Source organism: Polaromonas sp. P1_G2 (assembly GCF_056405515.1).
The window spans coordinates 1-20,939 of the sequence record NZ_JBFUBY010000038.1; the positions used below are offsets into that span (position 1 = coordinate 1).

20 protein-coding genes and 1 pseudogene are annotated in these 20,939 nt (G+C 57.9%); 2 read left to right on the forward strand and 19 right to left on the reverse strand.

The window, feature by feature from the left end; translation table 11 throughout:
• Positions 1-85: 85 nt before the first annotated feature.
• From AC1D0P_RS06160 to AC1D0P_RS06235, 16 genes and pseudogenes are all read right to left on the reverse strand, one after another.
• Positions 86-991, reverse strand: a complete 906-nt coding sequence (locus AC1D0P_RS06160; protein WP_477675905.1) for a hypothetical protein — start codon at positions 989-991, stop codon at positions 86-88.
• A complete protein-coding gene (locus AC1D0P_RS06165) occupies positions 991-1,725 on the reverse strand; it encodes a cytidylyltransferase domain-containing protein (RefSeq protein ID WP_477675906.1) in 735 nt (244 codons plus the stop codon). The genes AC1D0P_RS06160 and AC1D0P_RS06165 overlap by 1 nt, the downstream gene beginning before the upstream one ends.
• Before the next feature lie 40 nt (positions 1,726-1,765).
• A complete protein-coding gene (locus AC1D0P_RS06170) occupies positions 1,766-1,957 on the reverse strand; it encodes a hypothetical protein (RefSeq protein WP_477675907.1) in 192 nt (63 codons plus the stop codon).
• Positions 1,954-2,625, reverse strand: coding sequence for a PIG-L deacetylase family protein (locus AC1D0P_RS06175; RefSeq protein ID WP_477675908.1), 672 nt, complete (start codon positions 2,623-2,625; stop codon positions 1,954-1,956). Before AC1D0P_RS06175 ends, AC1D0P_RS06170 begins: the two co-directional genes overlap by 4 nt.
• Complete coding sequence (gene pseI / locus AC1D0P_RS06180; protein ID WP_477675909.1) at positions 2,618-3,664, reverse strand: pseudaminic acid synthase; 1,047 nt, start codon at positions 3,662-3,664, stop codon at positions 2,618-2,620. Before pseI ends, AC1D0P_RS06175 begins: the two co-directional genes overlap by 8 nt.
• A gap of 2 nt (positions 3,665-3,666) precedes the next feature.
• Positions 3,667-4,941, reverse strand: coding sequence for a UDP-4-amino-4,6-dideoxy-N-acetyl-beta-L-altrosamine N-acetyltransferase (gene pseH, locus AC1D0P_RS06185; protein ID WP_477675910.1), 1,275 nt, complete (start codon positions 4,939-4,941; stop codon positions 3,667-3,669).
• Positions 4,931-6,073 (reverse strand): UDP-2,4-diacetamido-2,4,6-trideoxy-beta-L-altropyranose hydrolase, encoded by a 1,143-nt coding sequence (gene pseG, locus AC1D0P_RS06190; RefSeq protein WP_477675911.1) that lies wholly within the window; start codon positions 6,071-6,073, stop codon positions 4,931-4,933. Before pseG ends, pseH begins: the two co-directional genes overlap by 11 nt.
• Positions 6,074-6,081: 8 nt before the next feature.
• Positions 6,082-8,109 carry an aminotransferase class III-fold pyridoxal phosphate-dependent enzyme gene (locus tag AC1D0P_RS06195; RefSeq protein WP_477675912.1) on the reverse strand — a complete coding sequence of 676 codons (2,028 nt, stop codon included), beginning with the start codon at positions 8,107-8,109 and terminating at the stop codon, positions 6,082-6,084.
• Positions 8,106-8,984, reverse strand: coding sequence for an aldo/keto reductase (locus tag AC1D0P_RS06200; protein WP_477675913.1), 879 nt, complete (start codon positions 8,982-8,984; stop codon positions 8,106-8,108). Before AC1D0P_RS06200 ends, AC1D0P_RS06195 begins: the two co-directional genes overlap by 4 nt.
• Positions 8,981-9,625 (reverse strand): class I SAM-dependent methyltransferase, encoded by a 645-nt coding sequence (locus tag AC1D0P_RS06205; RefSeq protein WP_477675914.1) that lies wholly within the window; start codon positions 9,623-9,625, stop codon positions 8,981-8,983. Before AC1D0P_RS06205 ends, AC1D0P_RS06200 begins: the two co-directional genes overlap by 4 nt.
• A 1-nt stretch (position 9,626) precedes the next feature.
• On the reverse strand, positions 9,627-10,784 hold the full coding sequence (pseC, locus tag AC1D0P_RS06210) for a UDP-4-amino-4,6-dideoxy-N-acetyl-beta-L-altrosamine transaminase (protein WP_477675915.1): 1,158 nt from the start codon (positions 10,782-10,784) through the stop codon (positions 9,627-9,629).
• The gene (locus AC1D0P_RS06215) at positions 10,781-12,580 is read right to left on the reverse strand and encodes an ABC transporter ATP-binding protein (RefSeq protein WP_477675916.1); all 1,800 of its coding nucleotides are present in this window, start codon (positions 12,578-12,580) and stop codon (positions 10,781-10,783) included. Before AC1D0P_RS06215 ends, pseC begins: the two co-directional genes overlap by 4 nt.
• Positions 12,577-13,671 (reverse strand): annotated as a pseudogene (gmd, locus tag AC1D0P_RS06220) (GDP-mannose 4,6-dehydratase). The gene AC1D0P_RS06215 and the pseudogene gmd overlap by 4 nt, the downstream one beginning before the upstream one ends.
• Positions 13,672-13,686: 15 nt before the next feature.
• A complete protein-coding gene (gene fcl / locus AC1D0P_RS06225) occupies positions 13,687-14,694 on the reverse strand; it encodes a GDP-L-fucose synthase (RefSeq protein ID WP_477675917.1) in 1,008 nt (335 codons plus the stop codon).
• Positions 14,691-16,154: a mannose-1-phosphate guanylyltransferase/mannose-6-phosphate isomerase gene (locus AC1D0P_RS06230; RefSeq protein ID WP_477675918.1), complete on the reverse strand. Its 1,464-nt coding sequence runs from the start codon at positions 16,152-16,154 to the stop codon at positions 14,691-14,693. Before AC1D0P_RS06230 ends, fcl begins: the two co-directional genes overlap by 4 nt.
• Positions 16,151-16,474, reverse strand: coding sequence for a MarR family EPS-associated transcriptional regulator (locus tag AC1D0P_RS06235; protein WP_477675919.1), 324 nt, complete (start codon positions 16,472-16,474; stop codon positions 16,151-16,153). The genes AC1D0P_RS06230 and AC1D0P_RS06235 overlap by 4 nt, the downstream gene beginning before the upstream one ends.
• A 300-nt stretch (positions 16,475-16,774) precedes the next feature.
• Between AC1D0P_RS06235 and AC1D0P_RS06240 the strand changes: the two genes are divergently transcribed.
• Together AC1D0P_RS06240 and AC1D0P_RS06245 are read left to right on the forward strand one after the other, a co-directional pair.
• Positions 16,775-17,335, forward strand: a complete 561-nt coding sequence (locus AC1D0P_RS06240; protein WP_477675920.1) for a sugar transferase — start codon at positions 16,775-16,777, stop codon at positions 17,333-17,335.
• Positions 17,336-17,370: 35 nt separating this feature from the next.
• Entirely contained in the window at positions 17,371-19,323 is a 1,953-nt protein-coding gene (locus AC1D0P_RS06245) for a polysaccharide biosynthesis protein (protein WP_477675921.1), read from the forward strand.
• A 13-nt stretch (positions 19,324-19,336) separates the two neighbouring features.
• On the opposite strand, the gene rfbC is transcribed toward AC1D0P_RS06245, so the two are convergent.
• The 3 genes from rfbC to AC1D0P_RS06260 all read right to left on the reverse strand — a co-directional run.
• Entirely contained in the window at positions 19,337-19,885 is a 549-nt protein-coding gene (gene rfbC, locus AC1D0P_RS06250; protein ID WP_477675922.1) for a dTDP-4-dehydrorhamnose 3,5-epimerase, read from the reverse strand.
• Entirely contained in the window at positions 19,882-20,769 is an 888-nt protein-coding gene (rfbA, locus tag AC1D0P_RS06255; protein WP_477675923.1) for a glucose-1-phosphate thymidylyltransferase RfbA, read from the reverse strand. The genes rfbC and rfbA overlap by 4 nt, the downstream gene beginning before the upstream one ends.
• A 10-nt stretch (positions 20,770-20,779) precedes the next feature.
• The coding region (locus tag AC1D0P_RS06260; RefSeq protein WP_477675924.1) for a sugar nucleotide-binding protein at positions 20,780-20,939 on the reverse strand (160 nt) is incomplete at its 5' end.

Sequence of the window (20,939 nt, forward strand, 5' to 3'; positions counted from 1 at the left end):
GGCATGCGTGTAAACGGCGGCGTCGGCCGGAAGATCGAGGTCGTATCCCACCCCGATCTGGCCGAGACCGATGATGACGCAAGACTCAGACATGATGCGCGGCCCCTGCRGCCAGCCTTTGCATATGCTCGATCCCGCCCTGGGGTAGCTGGCAAGGCCGGCCAGCCGGCGGAATGGTGCTGATCACGCGCTTCCCTGCCAACAGGCCGACCACCATCGCCATCGATTCGCAACCGACGACGATGTCGGAYTCGATGGTCTCCTCAAGCAAGGTCCGCTGTCCGCCGAACTTGATGGGCAGCGCCGTGAAATCGCGAGCCCAATGGTATTTATCCGCGCGCTCCGATGGATGAGGACGAATGGTGATGACATCGATCTTCTTCCCCAGGCGATCGATGTTTTCCAGGAAGAAGTGCAACGCATCGTGCTCGTTATAGCCCCAGTGACGCTCATTGCCATACTGCGCGAGGGCATGATCGGCAACAGGTTCGCAGACATACAAGACACTCGTTGCGGACGGACGGGATTTGCCGGCGCTCATCCGGGCGATTTCCACCAATAAATCCTCGAGGTACGGATTCGCCTGCAACACCACGGGAACTTCCGGGAAGAGAGGACGGGCAATGCGCTCCGCATCTTCGTCGCCGACCCATATCTCATCGGGCAATACGCTTTGACCTGCCTCCTGGAAACGTTCACGATAGTTGACCCAGTGATCCAGGAAAGCCACCGTTTTCTTTCCCTTCGCCCGGCCGCGCATAATCGCCTCGCGCTCAAAACTGCTCTGCCAGCCGGTACCGCAGAGCACCCAAGCGCACTTGTCCAGCGCCTCATCCAGGCTCAGGTATTCGGCTTCGGGGCACTTCCGCCTGAATATCGCCGCGGCAGGCCCGGCAACGACAGCGCTGCAACTGCGAGGGGCGCGGCTCAGCCAACTGCTCAGGATTTCAGCGCCTCCCGCATCATGGGCGACGACTGCAACATGTTCCATCAGGCATTGCCCTTGCGCGCGACGTCCTTGTTGATCTCGGCGAACTCGGGAAACTTGCGCAGAAAGCGCACCGCATCGAGGCAGGAGAACAAGGGAGTGTGCGCATCGAAATGTTCGATGATTTTCTTGAGCAATTCGTAATCGCTGTGCTCGTCGAGCGTGAGGCCCAGCTCGGGCCAATGCGTTTCGGGCGGCGAAACCAGATGCACATGCGTAAACACTTCCGGATGATTCCGGATATGCAGCGTCACGTGTTCATGATCGAGTGGATCGTCTGTCATCCGCGCCGACCGTTTGAGCGTATCCAGCGTGAACACCTGGGTATCCATACCGTCGGGATAGCTTCGCACATGGGCATTGCTCACGTAGTCGGCGTGATGGGCCTTGAACATCCGGATGGTCTGCTCGACGACCTCGGGATCGATGATCGGGCAATCACCCGTGATCTCGACTACCACATCGGCATCGGCCGAGGCGGCGGCATCGATGACGCGCTGCATCACATCGTTCTCGTCCCCCCTGAATACGGAGATGCCGAGACGGCCGCCGAGTTCGACCAGCGGTGCGTCGGCGGCATTGACCGTCGTTGCCAGGACGATCGCATCGATCGACGGCACGGCCTTCAATCTGCGTACCAGGTGCTCAAGCATGGGCGCACCTGCGGCAGTCAGCAGCGGTTTACCCGGCAGGCGGCTGGAAGTCATGCGCGCTTCGATGGTTGCAACGATTCTCATGCGGATTCTTTCAATAAACCTTATGCGGCGGGAGGCGACTTCAGCGCCCCTTCAGATGATTCAAGGTCGCGGCCGTGCCGAACACCGCACCGCCGTCGAGGTAATGGCCGACCACCTCATCCAGGTATTTTGGCGCAAGGCCAAAGCCGGGCCTGACGCTGCGGATCGCACCGTTGGTGAACAGGTCGCCGGCCTTGAGGGCCTTGCCGAACTCGCCTTTGTCGCTTATCACCGTAAAGTCTTTATCACCATAAAAGCCTCTGCGGCATCCACACCCACGGAATATCCACGATGGTGCGCAAGTGCAGTTAAATGCTCCACGCTACGGGAATGTGGCACTGGCCGCATTTCCAGGGCATAAGCCTGCAAAGCCTTTACCTTGATGTGCAGGTAAGCAGAAATATCAATAAACATCGTAGGCAAAAACGGCCGCAGGCTTGCACTGCTCCACTCCGTGCTTGACATTACCTCAAACGCGTAAATTTCCTTGACAGAGCATTCCGGCGTCGGACGGCAAGCAGTCATGACGGCCTGATGTGCGACACGGTGGTCGATGTTCAAGTCGCCATAATGGTGGGTGTAGATGACCTGGGGGTTGAGTTGACGTATAACTTCTTCCAAGGGCTGGATGACATCAATAAGCGGCAAACCATCCAAGCGGTTATCTTGCAATCCCAGGAAAATAGTTGTCGCAATACCCAGGACCTGGCGCGCTTGTTCAGTGGCAGCAAGCCGCCGATCCAACTCATGCGTATTTGAACCCTGCCGAGAACTTACACCATCGGTCAGAAATACAGCATGCACAATGTCGCCCTCCGCAACGTGGCGTGCAATCGCTCCACCGCAACCAAGCGCCTCGTCATCGGCGTGGGCAGCTACGACCAAGACGGTTTTACGCATCAAACTGATCCCAACTTGTAGCTGTGCCACGTGCAACACCAACTTTCAAACGCTTCCCAACAAGCGTGTCAAAGTGCTTGGGTGCCAATCCCATCCCCGGTCGAATGCGCCGGATATCCTCCGCCGTGACGACCGCACCTGCCGCCACGTCACGTACAAAGTAGATCGAACGACGGAACAATTTGCTGCCAGTTTCGGCCTGCTGCCGCTCATAGCCCACTTTGCCAATCGCAGACCACACCTCACGCGATGCTTGGCAGAGTTGCGCAAATTCAGCGGGTTCAATGGAAAATTCGCTATCAGGGCCTTTGTCAGCCCTGCTCAAGGTGAAGTGTTTTTCAATGACACATGCACCCAACGCAACAGCACCCACAGATGCAGTGGTGCCCAACGTATGATCCGACAAGCCTGGAATAGTGCCAAAGCGCTGCGCAAGCTCTGCCATTTGACGCAAATTTGCCTGATCCATGGGAGCAGGGTAGCTACTGATGCAGTGCAAAAGCACAAGATTTTCACAACCGGCTTCACGCGCTGTGGTAACGGCTTCTTCAATTTCTAATTCGTTTGCCATACCGGTTGACATGATCATCGGCTTGCCGGTCTTTGCGATGTAGCGGATAAGTGGCAAATCGGTAACCTCAAAAGAAGCCACCTTGTAAGCCGGCGCATTTAGGCTTTCAAGCAGGTCAACAGCCGTTTCATCGAATGGGGTGGAAAACACCGTGATGCCACGCTTGCGTGCATGTTCAAACATCGCCTGATGCCATTCAAAAGGTGTTTCGGCCCATTTATACAGGTCATAGAGCTTGTAGCCGTCCCAAAGCCCTCCTTTGATAAGGAATTCCGGGCGGTCGCAGTCGATCGTCATCGTATCTGCGGTGTAGGTCTGCAACTTGATGGCATCTGCGCCGGCGCGTGCGGCTTCATCAATCGTCTCCAGCGCACGAGCCAACACCCCATTATGGTTAGCCGAAAGCTCGGCAATGATGTAGGGTGGGTGGTCTGGGCCGATTGCACGGCCATTGATTTTGTAGGTCATCATTAATCCTCCGCTGACGGTGGTTTGATTTTGCAAATTTTGACATCGGCCGTTACGTCGTCGCCTTTGAAAACGGCATTGGAAAACTCAAGCCGAAATTCACCGTGCTCAATAAAAGCCAATGGATAGCTCGGCGCATCAAGCATGCGTATGTGGTCATACACCGTTTCAAGGTCACCTTGGGCTGGCAATATACTTTGCGCCGGTTTACGCCGCTTGAATGTAATCCCCTCCCCTTGCTGGGGCACCGGTGTTGGTTCGTTTGCAATCAACCAGCGAATGATGTCAAAACTGAGTGCGCCTGCAYGCCTATAGATTGATTCGGCACGGCCCTCTAGCGACAGCGGTCTTTTTGTGTAAACCGGCCCAGCGTCCATCTCTTCCACCATACGCAGCGCCGAGAGTTTCGTTTCCTTGTGCCCAACAACAATCAGATTTTGTAGCGGGCTCCCTCCCCGGCCATAGGGAACATCTGTCATGTGAAAACAAATGCATTCATGGTTTTTCCAAATATCGCCGGCAACGAACCAGTTCCAATGTAGAAAGAAAATATAGCGCGGGTTGCAGGTAAGAAGGGCTTGTGACAGTTGTTCTTGAGTGCTTACCCAGCGCCAGTCTGCCTCAATCTCAGATTTCAACAAGTTGAAATTGGACTCGTTCCAAGGCTTGCAACTTGCCACGATGTAACATTTTCGCACTCCTCCTGGATTCGGTTCAAACGCATTGATTGGTTGTCCCCCCGGATTYGCCTCGGCGATTTGGCTCTGGATCTCTTCTCGTTTGAGCGCCCACTCTGAAGCCAAGATACCAAGCCGTACGACATTGACGTAGCTTTGACCGTTGAAGTGATGGTCACGGAATTGACCTTCTTCTTTAAACCCCAACTTTTTTTGAAATCGCAGACTTGCCTCGTTACTCGCAATGGCCTCAGCATTCAACTTATGGAGGCCCAACACGGCAAAAGCAGCGTCGAGGGCATCCAACCCCAGCCGCGTACCCGTGCCCTGCAAAGCACCTGGTGCAGCATAGAACCCCCAAAAAGCACTCCCGCTTGAAGACTGAAGATGGGTAAAGTAAACAACGCCATCGGCCCGGCCCACAGCATCTTCATGGATAAACCAGCGCGATGTGGCGTCGTCTTTCAGTCTCGCAAACCACGCCTGGTGCTCGGCCGCAGAGATTTCATGCGTGGTGTACATGTTGCGTCGCACTTCGGGAGCATTGCGCCAGGCTCGCACAAGCGACAGGTCTTCCTCTGTGAGTGGTCTAAGCGGCATATCGGGCCCCGCCACCTTGCAGCAGTTGCTGGCTAATTATTTGCGCGCCATCGCCTGCTACCAATTTTTGACAAAGAAGGCTTTGCGCCTTGAGCGCCGCGGGATTTTCCAGACACCAAGTAATAGCCTTCGCAATATTTGAGCTGCTTACTTCGTTCTTATCGCCTAAGAAAACAATATAGCCTGCATTCACCAAAGCGAGGTTGGTGGGGGTTTGATTGGCGGCAACACTGATGACAATGGCAGGCAAACCCAGACACATGCGCTCCCAAGTGGTCGAACCCCCAGCGCTGATCATCAGGTCTGCGTGCACCATCAAGGACGCAAGCGTAGGCAGGTCCTGATACAAGGTAGTTCCCGGTCTGGCGGCAGCTTGTGCAGCGACGCATTCGATATCCGGATGGTTTTGACTGATCACAACATCCACCCGCAGGTGTGCAAAGCCGGGCTGCACCAACGCCTCCAGCACTTTGCTCGTTTGATTGGTCGCGTCGCTGCCACCAAGGAATACCACCATCCGGCGCACGGTGCCATCACGCGGGGGCATCGATTCCCGCAATTGCGCATATTCAGGTTTTAGTAGCGCGTATTCGGGCCCTAGCTGGCACTTGCAATGTGGTGGCACCAGGTTGCGATAGCGCGCTGGAGTGTCCTCGCCAAACCAGTTCTGGTCCAGAAGTACGTCGCAGTGGTGTGGTCGGTCTGCCAGATCGTCAATAACCAACAGCTTGCGGTAATGCGGCGCAAGCGCCTCTTCCCAACGCTGATCAAGCGCGTAATGGTCGACTACCAGCCAGGCGGGTTGCAGGGTGGCCAGAATGGCGGTCGTCTCTTGCACATCGGCCTGCCAGGTGCTGCCTAACCAGGCAGCGTGTATCGATTCTTGCTTGGGAATGAGGTCTTCATTTAATTTGCTTTTAACAGCCACCTCAGGAGGCGTGGCGGGCGGCACTAAACCACTAACCTTGTGCCCGCGCTGGCGTATCAACTCCAGCAGATGACCGGGGTGCTCACGGCTGATGAAATGGCACTCCGCCCCCTGTGCTTTGAGCGCGTCGGCGAGAGTCAAGCAGCGCATGACATGGCCGCTGCCTATTTGCAACGAGGCGTCGGTGCGAAAGGCGACTTGCATCTGAATAGTTAATTTAAGCGCTTGAAGCCGCCATGGCATATAGGGCCATTCAACAGGCTCATCACGTCACGACCGTCTTCACATTCTTTGATCAGGCCAAAAACAGGATCGAGTGCTTCGAAGAAACTGGCAACAACTTCAGGTGTGTGCTCGGTGCACACATAAACACTATTACCGGCCAGATAACCCTTGGCAAGCATCTCCTGGGTGATAAGAGTCTTATAGGCCAATGCATGAGGGCTCTGGAAGGTGAACCCGGTAAGCGCAGGCAACCCCCAATGGTCAATACCCAGGCCATGTCTATCTGCTAATTGCTGCCAAAGCTGGCGGATCTCCATGCCAGTCTGCGTAACTGTGTTCCAAGACTGCATCCGCTCCATGACTTCCAATGTCTTCAACGCCGCGCTCGGTCCAATGCGCTCCGTCCAGAAAGTACTGCTAATGAAGGTAGATTGAGCGGCCTCCATGATTTCGCGCCGGCCAATGGTTGCCGTTATGGCGTAGCCATTGCCTAAAGCCTTTCCAAACATGGCCATGTCGGGTTCTACGCCATACATTTTGTGCAAGCCCCCAAAAGTCTGGCGAAAGCCAGAAGTGCACTCGTCGAAGATCAGAACTATTCCGCGGTCTGTGGCGAGTTTGCGCACTTTGTGCAGGAAGTTGTCTTCAGGACCTTTATTCCTCACAACCTCCATTTTGATGACACCAATGTCCTGCGCGCTTACCAGGGTTTCAAGCTCTGCGTAATTGTTATAGTTGAACGGAAATACCGTGCCGCGCAGGCTTTGCGGTACACCTTTTGGATCCAGGCCCGGCAAAAGGTGGCCAGCCAAATTCTCGCCATCACCCAGATTGGCGGATAAATACCAGTCGTGCCAGCCGTGATAGCCACACACAGCCACCTTGTCTTTACCTGAGGCTGCGCGTGCAATGCGTATGGCAATGGCATTGGCTTCACCACCTGAGCGTGCCAGCCGGGCCATGTCAGCCCATGGATGAAGTTCAACGAGCTTCTCAGCCAGGTAAACCTCTTCAGGGCAATTGAAGGTAGACATGTTGCCGGCCGCCACGGTTTGCTGGACGGCGGCGTCCACTTCCGGATGACCGTAGCCCAGGATGTTGGTGCCAATGCCCATGATGGACATGTCGATGTATTCCTTGCCGTCGAGATCCCAGACCTTGCAGCCTTTGGCCTTGCTGAAGTAAGCCGGCCATTGCTCGGGCAGGAACATCTCGGCGCGCTTGGAGAGCAGCATGTTGCCGCCCGGAATGATCTGCTTGGCTCGTTTCCACAGTTTTTGACCGTTACCCATTGCCGCTCCTTCGTTTCGTAGTATCTGGTGGTTGGCCGCGAACATCGCGGGCGCATCCGATTGCAGTTGAAGCACCTGGCGCCACCCGAAATGGATATTCGGGGCAAAGTGCGCAAAGACATTGCTCGCTACCTCGAAGTCAGCCGGCTCATCGACGGTCCAGCGCAAACTAGACAGGTCCTGCTCGTTCTGCATCGCGGCTGTCGCGAAACGACCGGATGTCCGAACATAAGGCGTCACGTGCTCACGGTCGAACTGGCTGTCGCTTTCCTGCAGCGTCCGCTCCAGCGCGGCCAGGGTCACTACTTCAATGTCCAGTCCATCGGGATAGGTGGCCGGGCTCACATTGCTGAAATAATCGACACCGGCGAGGCGGAATCGGCGAATGCATTCATCTACCAGCGCGGGATCCACCATCGGGCAGTCGCCAGTGATGCGCACGACCACATCGGTCTGGTGCGCCTTGGCGGCCTTGACGAAGCGATCCAGCACGTCGTTCTCGCTGCCCTGTTCACAGGCATAACCCAAGCCTTGAACATGCTCGACCAGGACGCGATTCCTGGGATCGATCGACGTGGCCACGATGATCTTGTGCAACTCGACGGAACGCGAAAGACGGGCCAACAGCAGCGCGATCATCGGCACGCCGCCGATCGTCTTCATGACCTTGTTGGGCAATCGGGTCGAGCCCATGCGGGCCTGGACGACAGCAACGATTTTCATGATCTAGCTTGATTCCACTTTGAAGGATCGAGGAGGTCCACGTCGGTGCAGGTAAAGTCCGGCAATGGAGCAGCCATATCTATGCCCGCTAAATCGCTCAGTAGTTCCTTAAATTGTTCGACGGTATCCACGCCGACAACAACGCGACTAACCTGAGGAAAAGAAAGCGGGTATTGCAAACAGGTACGAGTCGCGGAGGCCGTATTTTCAGTCAGCCACTCACGCCATATATCCCACGTGGAGCTCCAGCGTTCAAACTTAAATGGAATCGAGACTCGAGGCATCAGTAGCAGCCCCTGAAGGAACGCAGAGCGCGTGTGCACTTCCACGCCAGAATCGTGCAAGCGCTGTAACCAGCCCGATGAAACCAGGCGCCGGTCAAGCAGATTCAATGGCGCCTGCACTAGATCAGGCATGCAGACCGGAATGATTGAAGCCAGCTGCTCCGGTTCGTAAATGGATACCCCGACCTTCACAACCAAACCATCCTCTTTGAGTGCCTGCAACGCCCGGGCAAGCGCCTGACCATGAGGCCCAATGAGCTGTTCGGCGCGGTGCAGTAGCAAGCCGTAAATCCGTGTCACGCCCAAGCGCGCAAGAGAGGCTTTCATCTGTTCACGCACCCATGCCTCCACGTTGTCGACATCCTCTTGCATTGCTGGCAGTTTGGTTACTACTTTGAAACCATTGATGCCGACCCCTCCGAGACTGGTTTCGCTTTGGCCGTAAGCAATAGCGGTGTCTAGCGTGTCGACATTATTTTCACGGCTAAGTGCCAAAATTTCCGCGATATCACCTAACCCTACTTGTCCACCTTTGTTGGCAATGCCATAGCGCAAACCAAACTGAGCAGTTCCCAATGCAAGCCGCTTCATGCGAAACGTGCCTTTCTCAGCACCGAGGTTGCAACCCACTCTTGCGGGTCGTCCGTGAATCCTGGTCCGCCATGTTGAGTCAATTCGTGGGAAAAGCAAGTGTAGGCAGGGTGCCAATCAAAGAGGCGACGATGATCCATCTTGTGGGAGAAAATCCCGGGTTTATGGTGATACTCACGCCGAGCGGGTGCTAAAGAGAAAAAATCCTGGATAACTATCCAGCCATCCGGCCTCAAGACACGATCGGCTTCCTGGGCAATCCGAAATAAATCCTCGCGATCACAAAGGTATAAGCAAAATCCAAATACAAGAATATCGAACGTGCCCGAGTCATATGGCAAAGCATCCGCCGTGCCTTGTTGAGCGAGAACTCCAATTGCTTTCGCCGAGGCCACAGCTTTCCCAGATGGTTCGATCCCATGGCACTCCATGCCGAGATGTTCACTCATCCACGCCAGTCGTTTTCCCTCTCCACAGCCGACTTCCAGCAACCTCGGCTTTGAATGTCCGATCAACGGCAGTGCCTTTATCGAAGCATTGATAACGGGCTCTTCGCGACTGAATTCCCGATCCTGCATGGCTTGGTGATTGCGTTCAAACCACGCGTCACCCTCATCGTTCAAAAAAATGACTTTCTGCATATCATTCACTCAAATATTTATGCAGCGTTGCGATGACCAACGCTTGATCAGCTTCGCGAAGGGTGGGGAACATTGGCAGACTTAAAGTCTCCTTGTAATACTGCTCCGCAGAGGGGCAGTAGCCCACAACGAAACCCCTATCTTCATAATAGGGCTGCCGGTAAACAGGTATGTAATGCAAATTGACATTAATCCCTGCGGTTTGCAGCACGTCGTAAACTTGCCGTTGGGTCGCGAAGCCAGACTTAACCCGAATAACATACAGGTGATAGCTAGAGTAGCAGTCCGGGTGCTGCCACGGCAGCGTTATGGGCAAGCGGGCCAGTTCGCTGTCGTAGCGTTCGGCGACGCGATGGCGCGTTTGAACCAACTCCTGCAGCCGCTTCATCTGGCTCACACCCAAGGCGGCCTGGATGTCGGTCATCCGATAGTTGTAACCGAGGCAAATCTGCTGGTAGTTCCAGATCTCGTCGCCCGGCCGCGGCTGCATTTTCTTGGCCTCACTGGTGATGCCATGGCTTCGAAAGCGCTGCATCAGGCTCGCCAGAGCGGGATCATTGGTGAGCGCCATGCCGCCTTCACCGGTCGTGATGATCTTCACCGGGTGGAAACTAAACACGGTGATGTCGCTGTATCTGCAGTTCCCGACCGGCTGGCCCTGGTAGCTGGCGCCGATGGCATGCGATGCGTCCTCGATGACCTTGAATCCATATTGCTGACTGAGCTTGTGAATGCCCGCCATGTCGCAGGACTGGCCGCTGAAGTGCACGGGAACGACCACTTTGGGAAGCCGGCCCTCCTTCTCCGCCAATGCCAGCTTTTCGGCCAGCTTTTCCACGCTCATGTTGTAGGTGGCGGGATCGATGTCGACAAAGTCGATCTTCGCTCCGCAGTACAGGCCGCAATTGGCACTGGCGACGAAGGTGATCGGCGATGTCCACAACCAGTCACCCTCTCCCAATTCGAGCGCGAGACATGCGATGTGCAGTGCCGCGGTGGCGTTATTGACCGCGACGGCGTGCCCGGCGCCCACGTGAGTGGCTATGGTCTGCTCGAACAACGGGACCATCGGCCCCTGTGTGAGGAAGTCCGATTTCAGGACTTCCAGCACGGCATCGATGTCGGCTTGGGAAATATCTTGTCGGCCGTAGGGAATCATTGGGAAATACCTTGTGAAGGGTGGMTGATGATTTCGGCATAGGAGCCCACCCGTTTGACAGCGCCGGCACTCAGCTCGACGATTTGGGAGCAATTCTTCAGTGTCGTCAAACGATGGGCCACGATCAGGATGGTCAACTCATCGCCGAGGCTGTCGATTGCCTGCATCACCGCCTGTTCGGTCTCGCTATCCAGTGCACTCGTGGCCTCGTCGAACACGATGACATTGGCTTGCTTGTACAGTGCCCGGGCGATGCCGATGCGCTGACGCTGCCCCCCGGACAGACGGATGCCGCGCTCGCCGACCATGGTTTCGTACTGCTTGTCCCAGGTGTCAATCGTCTGCGCGATCTGCGCCTTCCCGGCGGCCGCACGCAGGCGGACCTGATCGATCTGGCCTGGAGGCACGCCGAAGGCAATGTTCTCCGCGATAGTGCTGTCGGACAGGAAAATCGCTTGCGGCACATGCGCGATATTCGCCTGCCAGGCGCGATGGTTTTGCGGGGTGATCGTTACCCCGTCGACCTGCATGGTGCCTTCGGTAGGCGGCAACAGGCCCATTACGATGTCCAGCAGCGTGCTTTTGCCGCTGCCCGTCTTGCCGATGAAGCCGATGCGGGCGCCCTTGGGTATCGTCAGATTCAATGCATTCAACACCAGCGGGCCGTCCGGCGTATAGCGAAAGCGCAGGCCTTTCAGATCGATGCTGTGGCGGAACGCGATCGGCTCCGGCCGGGGCTCGCTGGCATAGGCGGGCAAAGGCTGGTCGAGCAGTTCCAGGGTGTCCTGCAAGGGCGCCCGGCCGGCATGGATGTGCGCCAGGCTCGAATAGACCAGTTGCATCACAGGCAACAGGCGTTGCGCCCCCAGCACCATGGCGCCGATCACGGGGATCGCGGTGGTAATGCCTTCCGGCCRCTTGCCCAGCACATAGGCCAGCACGGCGATGACCACCATGCCCAGGGCCTCGATGCCGAAGCGCGGGCTGCTGTTGGTGATCTGGACGTTGGCCATTGCCCGCCGAAGCGGCTGGTCTGCATTCAGATAGGTTTTGCAGTACGCCGCCTGCGCGCCATCGATCAACACATCGCGAATCCCGCTGAGGCCTTCTTGCAGCGCCTTGATGACCTGGTTCTGCTCCCGGCTGATGCATATGCTGTTTTCGACAAGCCGCTTCTTGGTCGCCAGGAGGATCAACACATAAATCGTGCCGAAGCCTGCCAGCACGACAAAGGGAATCAGCGGCTCGATCACGGTCAGGGCCGCCACGATGGTCACCAGCATCAGCAGGGAACTGACGATGGCGAGGATGGGCAGAATGGTGCCGTTCACCAGCCCGTTCGCCTTGCCTGAAATGCCGGCAATGACCTCGCTGCTATTGCGCGCCAGGTGTACCGCGTAAGGCTGGTAGAGCGTGCGGCGGTAGATGCTGATGCTGAAATCGGCGCCGATGGAATGGCTCAGCCGCGTCTGCGCCCAGAGGAGAATAAAGCGCATCACACCGGAGACAATCGCCGCCACGGCGAACACAACGGTCAAGGGCAACAGCAGTTGCCTGGACTCTGTCAACCCGAGCCACTGGATCATGCCCTGCACATAAGGCTGCCTGAAAATCGGCTCCGGATTGGTCAACACGCCCAGGAACGGCAACACCGCCCCGATGCTGATCACCTCGGCCAGGGAAGCGAGGATCATCAGGACAAACAGGACGCCCAGCTGGACCCTGCGCCGCGGGCTGATGTGAGGCCACAGCCGGCGCAGAAGTTCAAACAGGGACTGATGACGTTGCACGGTCACTCGTGGTAATCCATCGTCTTGAAGCCATGGTGCTTGATCAGCTCATCGCGCTCGGCGGCCTTGAGGTCTTCGCGCACCATTTCCGCGACGAGTTCGGCGAACGTGGTCTTGGGCGTCCAGCCCAGTTTTTCCTTGGCCTTGGTCGGGTCGCCCAGCAGGGTCTCGACTTCAGTCGGGCGAAAGTAGCGCGGATCCACGCTGACGATGCATCTGCCGCTGCCGTCATAGCCCTTCTCGTCGACGCCGGTTCCTTCCCAGCGGATGCGCATGTCCAGTTCCCTGGCTGCGGCATCGACAAAATCCCTGACCGAAAATTGCACGCCGGTGGCGATCACGAAATCCTCGGGTTTTTCCTGCTGCATCATCAGCCATTGCATTTCAACGTAGTCGCGTGCATGCCCCCAGTCGCGCTTGGCGTCCATGTTGCCGAGGTAGAGGCAGTCCTGCAGGTTGAGCTTGATGCGTGCCAGCGCGCGCGTGATCTTGCGCGTTACAAAGGTTTCGCCGCGCACAGGGCTTTCGTGATTGAACAGAATGCCGTTGCACGCATACATCCCGTATGCCTCGCGGTAATTGACCACCATCCAGTAGCCGTAGAGCTTGGCCACCGCATAGGGGCTGCGCGGATAGAAAGGTGTCGTTTCCTTTTGCGGGGTTTACTGCACCAGGCCATACAGCTCGCTGGTGGACGCCTGGTAGAAACGGGTCTTTTTCTCCAGGCCAAGAATGCGGATCGCTTCCAGCAGGCGCAGCACGCCCAACGCATCCGAATTGGCCGTGTATTCGGGCTCCTCGAAACTGACCGCCACGTGGCTCTGCGCCGCGAGGTTGTAGATCTCGTCCGGCTGGATCTGCTGGATGATGCGGATCAGCGAGGACGAATCGGTCATATCGCCGTGATGAAGGAAGAACTGCACCCCGCTTTCGTGGCGGTCCCGGTACAGGTGGTCGATGCGGTCGGTGTTGAACAGGCTCGTGCGGCGCTTGAGGCCATGCACGATATACCCTTTCTGCAGCAGCAGCTCGGCGAGATACGAACCATCTTGCCCGGTAACGCCGGTGATGAATGCAACCTTTTGTTGTGAGGACATCGTGTGAGGCTTTCTTTATTTTCGGGCCGGTTGTGACTGAGGTTGTGCGCTCGAATGCGATCCCAGGAAATCCTGGTACGCAGCCGCCAGCCCCTGCTCAAGGCCGACCTCCGCATGCCAGCCCAGTGCGTTCAGCCTGGCGCTGTCCATCAACTTCCGCGGCGCACCGTCCGGCTTGCTGGTATCGAAGCTGAACTCGCCGGAATACCCGACCGCGCGGGCGATGGATTCGGCGAGTTCACGGATGCTGATGTCGCTGCCGACGCCGACGTTGATATGGCTTTGCATGGGCAACACATGCCGGTCGTAGCTCACCTTGTCCAGGTCCATCACATRGACGGATGCAGCGGCCATGTCATCGACATACAGAAACTCCCGCTTCGGTGTTCCGCTGCCCCAGATGATCACCTGCGGCGCATTTTTCACCTTCGCCTCATGGAGGCGGCGGATGAGCGCCGGGATCACATGGGAGTTCTCGGAGTGGTAGTTGTCCCCGGGGCCATACAGATTTGTCGGCATCACGCTGCGGTAGTCCAGGCCATGGCTGTCGCCGTACTGGCGGTTATAGCTCTCGCATAGCTTGATGCCGGCGATCTTGGCAATCGCGTAGGGCTCATTGGTGGGCTCCAGCGTGCCCGTCAACAAGGCATCTTCGCGCATGGGCTGCGCGGCCAGGCGCGGGTAAATGCAGCTGGATCCGAGGAACAGCAGCTTCTGCACGCCGCTTCTGTAAGCGCTGTCGATGACGTTGGCCTCGATCATCAGGTTTTCATAAAGAAACCCGGCGGGATAAGTGTTGTTGGCGTGGATGCCGCCGACCCTGGCTGCCGCGAGATACACCTGCGTGGGTTTTTCGGTTTCGAAAAAACGGCGCACCGCGGCCTGGTCCGTGAGGTCAAGCTCCGCGTGGGTGCGGGTGAGCAACAGCTCGGCCGGGTGGCCCGCGRCCAGCAATCGACGGACAATGGCCGAGCCGACCATGCCCCGATGGCCGGCGACATAAATCTTTGCGGCGGCCCTCATCGGTCACTCCGTCCGTACCGATCTTCAAAACGGACGATATCGTCTTCACCCAAATAGCTGCCCGACTGCACTTCAATAATTTCCAACGGAATCGTGCCGGGGTTGGTCAGGCGATGAATTTCGCCCAAGGGAATATAAGTGGATTGGTTTTCGGTAAGCATGGTCGTCTTGTCCCCGCAGGTGATCTCCGCTGTACCCTTGACCACCACCCAATGCTCTGCCCGGTGATGATGTTTTTGCAGACTAAGACTTGCTTTGGGTTTGACCTGGATACGCTTGACCTTGAAGCGCGGCCCATCGTCGATGCTGTCGTACCAACCCCAGGGGCGATGGACCTTGCGGTGCATCGCGAGTTCTTCCCGCCCGCCAGCAGTGAGCTGGTTGACGATGTGCTTGACGTCCTGGCTGCAAGATTGATCAGCCACCAGGACAGCGTCGGGAGTTTCGATAACGATGAGGTTGTCTACGCCCACAAGGCTGACAAGACGGCTGGTGGCATGTACCAGGGTATTCCGGCTGTCAACGGTCAAGACGTCTCCAAAGCAGGCATTGCCCTTGTCGTCCTTGGGCAGGACTTGCCAGACGGCATCCCAAGCGCCCAGGTCACTCCAGCCTGCATCAAGCGGGACCATTTTTAGCGAAAAATCACTACCGCAGCAGTGTTCCATCACGGCGTAATCGACGGATTCGGCGGGGACGGCGGTGAATTCCGGCTTTCCGGGACGAACAAATTTCTGGTCGATGCTGCGCTTTGCCCATGCGGCGCGAGTAGCTCGGGCAATATCCGGGCGGAAACGTTCCAGCGCCGCCATCCACACCGAGGCCTTCAGCACGAACATTCCGGCATTCCAGTAATACCCACCCTCATCGAGATATCGCTGTGCCGTTGAGGCATCGGGCTTCTCGACAAAACGCTCCACGGTAAAACTTTCCACTGGCGGGACGGCACTCGAGGCAGTCTTGATGTAGCCATAGCCGGATTCCGGCCGATCCGGCGTGATACCAAGGATGACGATGCCGCCGGTGGCAGCCTCGCGAATTGCCGCCTGCATGGCGGTGGCGAAAGCCGGCTGATCGACGACAGTTTGATCAGCGGGAGTCACAAGCAGAACAGGATCATCCCCATTTTCCATTGCAGCAAGAGCGGCCAGAGTCAGCGCTGCCGCAGTGTTACGTCCCACGGGTTCCAGAAGCGAACACTCAAGTTCAATGCCCGCTTCGCGCAATTGCTCTTGCGCCAGAAAACGGTGCTCCTCATTGGTAACGATGTACAGAGCTCCAACATCAATTTGCGCATTACCTACGCTCATCAATCGTTTGGTAGCCAGCTGAAACAGGCTCTCTTCACCCGTAAGACAAAGGAATTGCTTGGGAAAGCCTGTTCGCGAAAGTGGCCAGAGCCTCGTTCCGGATCCACCACAGAGAACTACCGGCCTTGCCTGAATCGTAGGTAAGTTCATTCGTTGTCAATCTCGGTTTTCAATTGCTCGATTTCCGCTTGCAACGACTCATACTCTGCCAGCTTTCGCTTCAAAAACTTCGCCGTCAGCTTCGACTTCTCCGCCATCCCTGACGGCGTCAGCAGATAGGCGTACGCAAGCTTGTTATCACTACTACGAAAGTTCTGCACCTTGATCAGCCCTTTGCTCATCAACGCTTTGAGGCAGTAGTTTGTTTTGCCAAGGCTGATCCCCAAGGCATCCGCCAAGCCGCGCTGATTGACTCGTGGATTTGTCTGCAGCAAACGCAGCACCTGCAAATGGGACTCTTCAGTGGACATCTTTGTTTGGATTGACCGGCCAGATCAGGGGAAACGGGTGTCGATGCCACCTATTGGCATCCTTTTGGAGAGGGGCTTGTTCAACTGATGAACAGTATAGCCACATGAAACTTCTTTTTCAACTCTGTGGAGGGCAGAGGGCCAACATCCCTATTTGAAATGCCTGCGTTCCCCGAAGGACGTCAGCATAGAATCGAGCGTCACAAACGCTGTTGTGGAAACAACAGCGCTACCCGGGAGGCTGGGTAAAAAGGGATCATTCATGAAAAGCAAAACAACTCAGCAAAAGGTGCAGTTCCTTTGAAAAGGCTATTTGACCTGGCCCTGGCCATCATGCTGTCGGCCGTCTTGGCCCTTCCCATCCTGATYATCGTTGTCCTGGTCAGGCTCACGTCCCCCGGCCCCGCCTTGTACTGGTCCGATCGCGTTGGCCGCCACAACCGCATATTCAGGATGCCCAAGTTCAGGAGCATGCGCACCGGCACACCGGCCGTCGCCACGCATTTGCTGGAGAACCCGGCGGCGCACCTGACCCCGATCGGCCCGTTCCTGCGCAAGAGCAGCCTCGACGAACTCCCGCAGCTTTGGAGCATCCTGGTTGGCGACATGAGCTTCGTGGGACCCCGTCCGGCACTGTTCAACCAGGACGACCTGATTGCCCTGCGCACGGCGCAAGGGGTGCACGAGCTGGTGCCGGGACTGACGGGATGGGCGCAAATCAATGGTCGTGACGAATTGCCGATTCCCCAAAAGGTGGCGCTGGACGCAGAGTATCTGCGCCGGCGCTCGCTCTGGTTCGACATCCGGATTTTGTGGCTGACCGCAGCCAAGGTGTTGCGTCGCGACGGCGTGTCCCATTGAGCCGCCGGGCCGGCCTAACTTACGATGCAAAGTCAATGATCAAACAAAAACTGCTGGGCCAGTCACGGCGCGTCAAGCAACTCATGGTGGCGTTCGCTGACATCGTCACGGGCGTCGTGGCTGTATGGGTGGCCTACTCGCTTCGGCTCGATACCCTGCATTGGCCCTACAGCATCCACCAGTGGCTGCCTTATGCGCTGGCACCTTTATTGGCCGCTCCGATTTTCTGGCGCAACGGTCTTTACCGCGCGGTTTTCCGGCATAGCGGCATGGCCGCGATGCGAGCGCTGGTGATCGCCGTATCGCTGTATGCGGTCGTGTTTTCCGGCCTGCTGGTAGTCATGTCTTGGCCGGATGTGCCGCGCTCCCTTGGCCTGCTGCAACCGCTGATATTGATACTCCTGGTGGGCGGCAGCCGTGCTGTTGCCAGGCAATGGTTGAGCAGTCTTTCAGCCGGCCAGCGCCGGGACATGCCAGTCAGCCGCTTGCTGATTTACGGCGCAGGCTCCGCTGGCGTGCAAATCGCCAATGCCATCGCCACTTCCCATGAATTCAAACTGCTGGGATTTGTGGACGATAGCCGGGCGCTGCAAGGCCTGACCATCAATCACGTGCCGGTTTACGCACCGGCAGAACTGCCAGGCCTGGTGGAACAACACGGAATCACCGACCTGCTGCTGGCACTGCCGTCCATTACCCGAGCCCGCCGCAACGAGATCCTGAACGAACTGCAGCCACTCCCGGTCCACGTGCGTTCCCTGCCCGGACTCACCGACCTGGCCCATGGCCGTGTGGCCCTGGCGGACATCAAAGACCTTGATGTGGAAGATTTGCTGGGCCGCGATCCCGTGCCGCCCGATCGCGCGCTGCTGGCGCGCAACCTGAAGGGCAAAGTGGTGCTGGTCACCGGCGCCGCAGGCAGCATCGGCAGCGAGTTGTGCCGCCAGATACTGCAGGAGCGGCCCGCGCGCCTGATCCTTGTCGAACACAGCGAGTTCGGCCTCTACAGCATCCACCAGGAGCTGGGTCACCTATGCCGGCGCATTGCCGAACATGGCGAGGCCRTGGAAATTGCACCCTTGCTGGCCAATGTCCGCGACTACGGCCGCATGCTGGAAATCTGCCGGGCCTACCAGCCGCACACGATTTACCACGCAGCCGCCTACAAACACGTTCCGCTCGTCGAAAGCAATCCCGCCGAGGGGGTCGCCAATAATGTGCTGGGCACCTTCAATACGGCACGCGCCGCGATAGAAACCGGTGTCAGCCATTTCGTGCTCGTGTCCACCGACAAGGCCGTGCGGCCCACCAACGTCATGGGCGCCAGCAAACGTCTCGCCGAGATGGTGTTGCAAGCGCTCTCGGCAACACCGGCCCCGAGTTTCGGCCCTGGAGCCCCTGCAGTGAACAACCGCACGCGCTTTGCCATGGTCCGCTTCGGCAACGTCCTGGGCAGCAGCGGCAGCGTCGTGCCGCTGTTTCGGCGCCAGATTGAGGCCGGCGGCCCGATCACCCTGACCCATGCCGACGTGACGCGCTATTTCATGACCATCCCCGAGGCCGCCCAGCTGGTGCTGCAGGCGGGCGCCATGGCCGAAGGCGGCGAAGTCTATGTGCTGGACATGGGCCAGCCGGTGCGCATCATCGACCTGGCGCGCCGCATGGTGAAGCTCTCCGGCTTCACGGTGCGCGACGAAAACCGCCCCGACGGCGACATCGCGATCGAGGTCACCGGTTTGCGCCCCGGCGAAAAGCTGTATGAAGAGCTGCTGATCGGCGACAACCCCGTCGCGACGCTGCATCCCCGCATCCTCAAAGCGCACGAAGAATTTGTGCCCTGGGCGGATTTCCGCGGAGACCTGGAAGTGCTCAAGCAGGCGGTGAAAGCCAACGACACCGCCACCTTGCGGATATTGCTGCTCAAGCACGTCAGCGGGTTCACCCCCGACGCCCAGGACAGCGACCTCGTCGGCCTGGCAAGCCTTTAAGAACCCACGGGTTCTAGGGTGCGGACACCGCCTCTTTAAAGCTCAAACCCGCGGCATCCTTGCCTGAAAGCAGGGGCGAGCCGCCTTCCAGGGGCCAGGCGATCCCCAGCGTGGGGTCGTTCCAGACAATGCAGCGCTCCTGCTCGGGCGCATAGTAGTCAGTCGTTTTGTACAAAAATTCCGCGCTGTCGCTGAGCACCAGGAAGCCGTGCGCAAGGCCGGGCGGCACCCACAGCTGCCGGTGATTCTCCTCGCTGAGCTCCAGGCCGAACCATTGGCCGAAAGTCGGCGATGCGGGGCGGATATCGACCGCGACGTCGAAGACGGCACCCCGCACGACGCGCACCAGCTTGCCTTGCGGCTGCCCGACCTGGTAGTGCAGGCCGCGAAGCACGTTTTTTGCCGACCGGCTGTGGTTGTCCTGGACAAAGCTGAAATCGGTGCCGGTCGCGGCATTGAATGCGCGCTGGTTGAAACTCTCCAGGAAGAAGCCGCGCTGGTCACCGAACACCCGGGGTTCGAGGATGAGCACGTCCGCGATCGGCGTCGGTGTGACTTTCATGGCCGGCCGGCCTCCTTCAAAAGATTCTGCAGGTATTGGCCGTAGCCGCTTTTTGCCAGCGGCTCGGCGAGCTTGTGCAACTGGGCGTCGTCAATGAATCCGTTGCGCCAGGAAATCTCCTCCGGGCAGGCAATCTTGAGCCCCTGGCGGTGCTCCAGCGTCGCGATGAACTGGCTGGCATCCAGCAGGCTGTCGTGGGTGCCGGTATCCAGCCATGCATAGCCGCGCTGCATGATTTGCACCTTCAGTTGGTCCTGTTCCAGGTAGCGCTGGTTGACCGTGGTGATTTCAAGCTCGCCGCGAGCGCTTGGCTTGATCGACTTGGCGATCTCGACGACCTGGGCATCATAAAAATACAGGCCCGTGACGGCGTAATTGCTTTTGGGTGCGGCCGGTTTTTCTTCAATGCTGCGCGCGCGTCCGGTGGCATCAAACGCCACGACACCGTAACGCTCCGGGTCCTTTACGTGATAGGCAAACACCGTCGCCCCCGACGTTTCGGCATCCGCTTCATTGAGCAGCCTGTGCAGGTCGTGGCCGTAAAAAATGTTGTCGCCCAGCACCAGGGCGCTGGGCGCGCCGTTCAGGAACTTCTCCCCGATGATGAAAGCCTGGGCCAAGCCGTCGGGGCTGGGCTGCACGGCGTATTGAAGGTTCATGCCCCACTGCGATCCATCCCCCAGGAGCTGCTCGAAGCGCGGCGTGTCCTGCGGCGTGCTGATGATCAGTACCTCGCGGATACCGGCGATCATGAGCGTGCTCAGCGGGTAATACACCATGGGCTTGTCGTAGACCGGCAGCAGCTGTTTGCTGATGGCCAATGTGGCCGGGTGCAGGCGGGTACCGGAGCCGCCGGCCAGGATGATGCCTTTGCGTTGAGTCATGTTTGAGCGATCAGGTAATTTCTGCCAGCATGCGGGCCACGCCCTGCTGCCATGCCGGAAGCTGCAGGCCAAGGGCGCCACGAAGTTTGGCGGTGTTCAAGCGCGAATTATGCGGGCGCAGCGCCGGTGTCGGGAAGGCCGATGTGGCGACAGGATCCACGGTCTCCGGT

What these genes read in the sequence shown, in the direction of transcription:
- rfbA (WP_477675923.1), bottom strand. Translation starts at nt 20,769, where the DNA reads ATGACTCAACGCAAAGGCATCATCCTGGCCGGCGGCTCCGGTACCCGC.
- pseI (WP_477675909.1), bottom strand. Translation starts at nt 3,664, where the DNA reads ATGACCTACAAAATCAATGGCCGTGCAATCGGCCCAGACCACCCACCC.
- AC1D0P_RS06195 (WP_477675912.1), bottom strand. Translation starts at nt 8,109, where the DNA reads ATGAAAATCGTTGCTGTCGTCCAGGCCCGCATGGGCTCGACCCGATTG.
- AC1D0P_RS06235 (WP_477675919.1), bottom strand. Translation starts at nt 16,474, where the DNA reads ATGTCCACTGAAGAGTCCCATTTGCAGGTGCTGCGTTTGCTGCAGACA.
- rfbC (WP_477675922.1), bottom strand. Translation starts at nt 19,885, where the DNA reads ATGAAAGTCACACCGACGCCGATCGCGGACGTGCTCATCCTCGAACCC.
- AC1D0P_RS06175 (WP_477675908.1), bottom strand. Translation starts at nt 2,625, where the DNA reads ATGCGTAAAACCGTCTTGGTCGTAGCTGCCCACGCCGATGACGAGGCG.
- pseG (WP_477675911.1), bottom strand. Translation starts at nt 6,073, where the DNA reads ATGCAAGTCGCCTTTCGCACCGACGCCTCGTTGCAAATAGGCAGCGGC.
- AC1D0P_RS06165 (WP_477675906.1), bottom strand. Translation starts at nt 1,725, where the DNA reads ATGAGAATCGTTGCAACCATCGAAGCGCGCATGACTTCCAGCCGCCTG.
- pseC (WP_477675915.1), bottom strand. Translation starts at nt 10,784, where the DNA reads ATGATTCCCTACGGCCGACAAGATATTTCCCAAGCCGACATCGATGCC.
- AC1D0P_RS06200 (WP_477675913.1), bottom strand. Translation starts at nt 8,984, where the DNA reads ATGAAGCGGCTTGCATTGGGAACTGCTCAGTTTGGTTTGCGCTATGGC.
- AC1D0P_RS06205 (WP_477675914.1), bottom strand. Translation starts at nt 9,625, where the DNA reads ATGCAGAAAGTCATTTTTTTGAACGATGAGGGTGACGCGTGGTTTGAA.
- AC1D0P_RS06230 (WP_477675918.1), bottom strand. Translation starts at nt 16,154, where the DNA reads ATGAACTTACCTACGATTCAGGCAAGGCCGGTAGTTCTCTGTGGTGGA.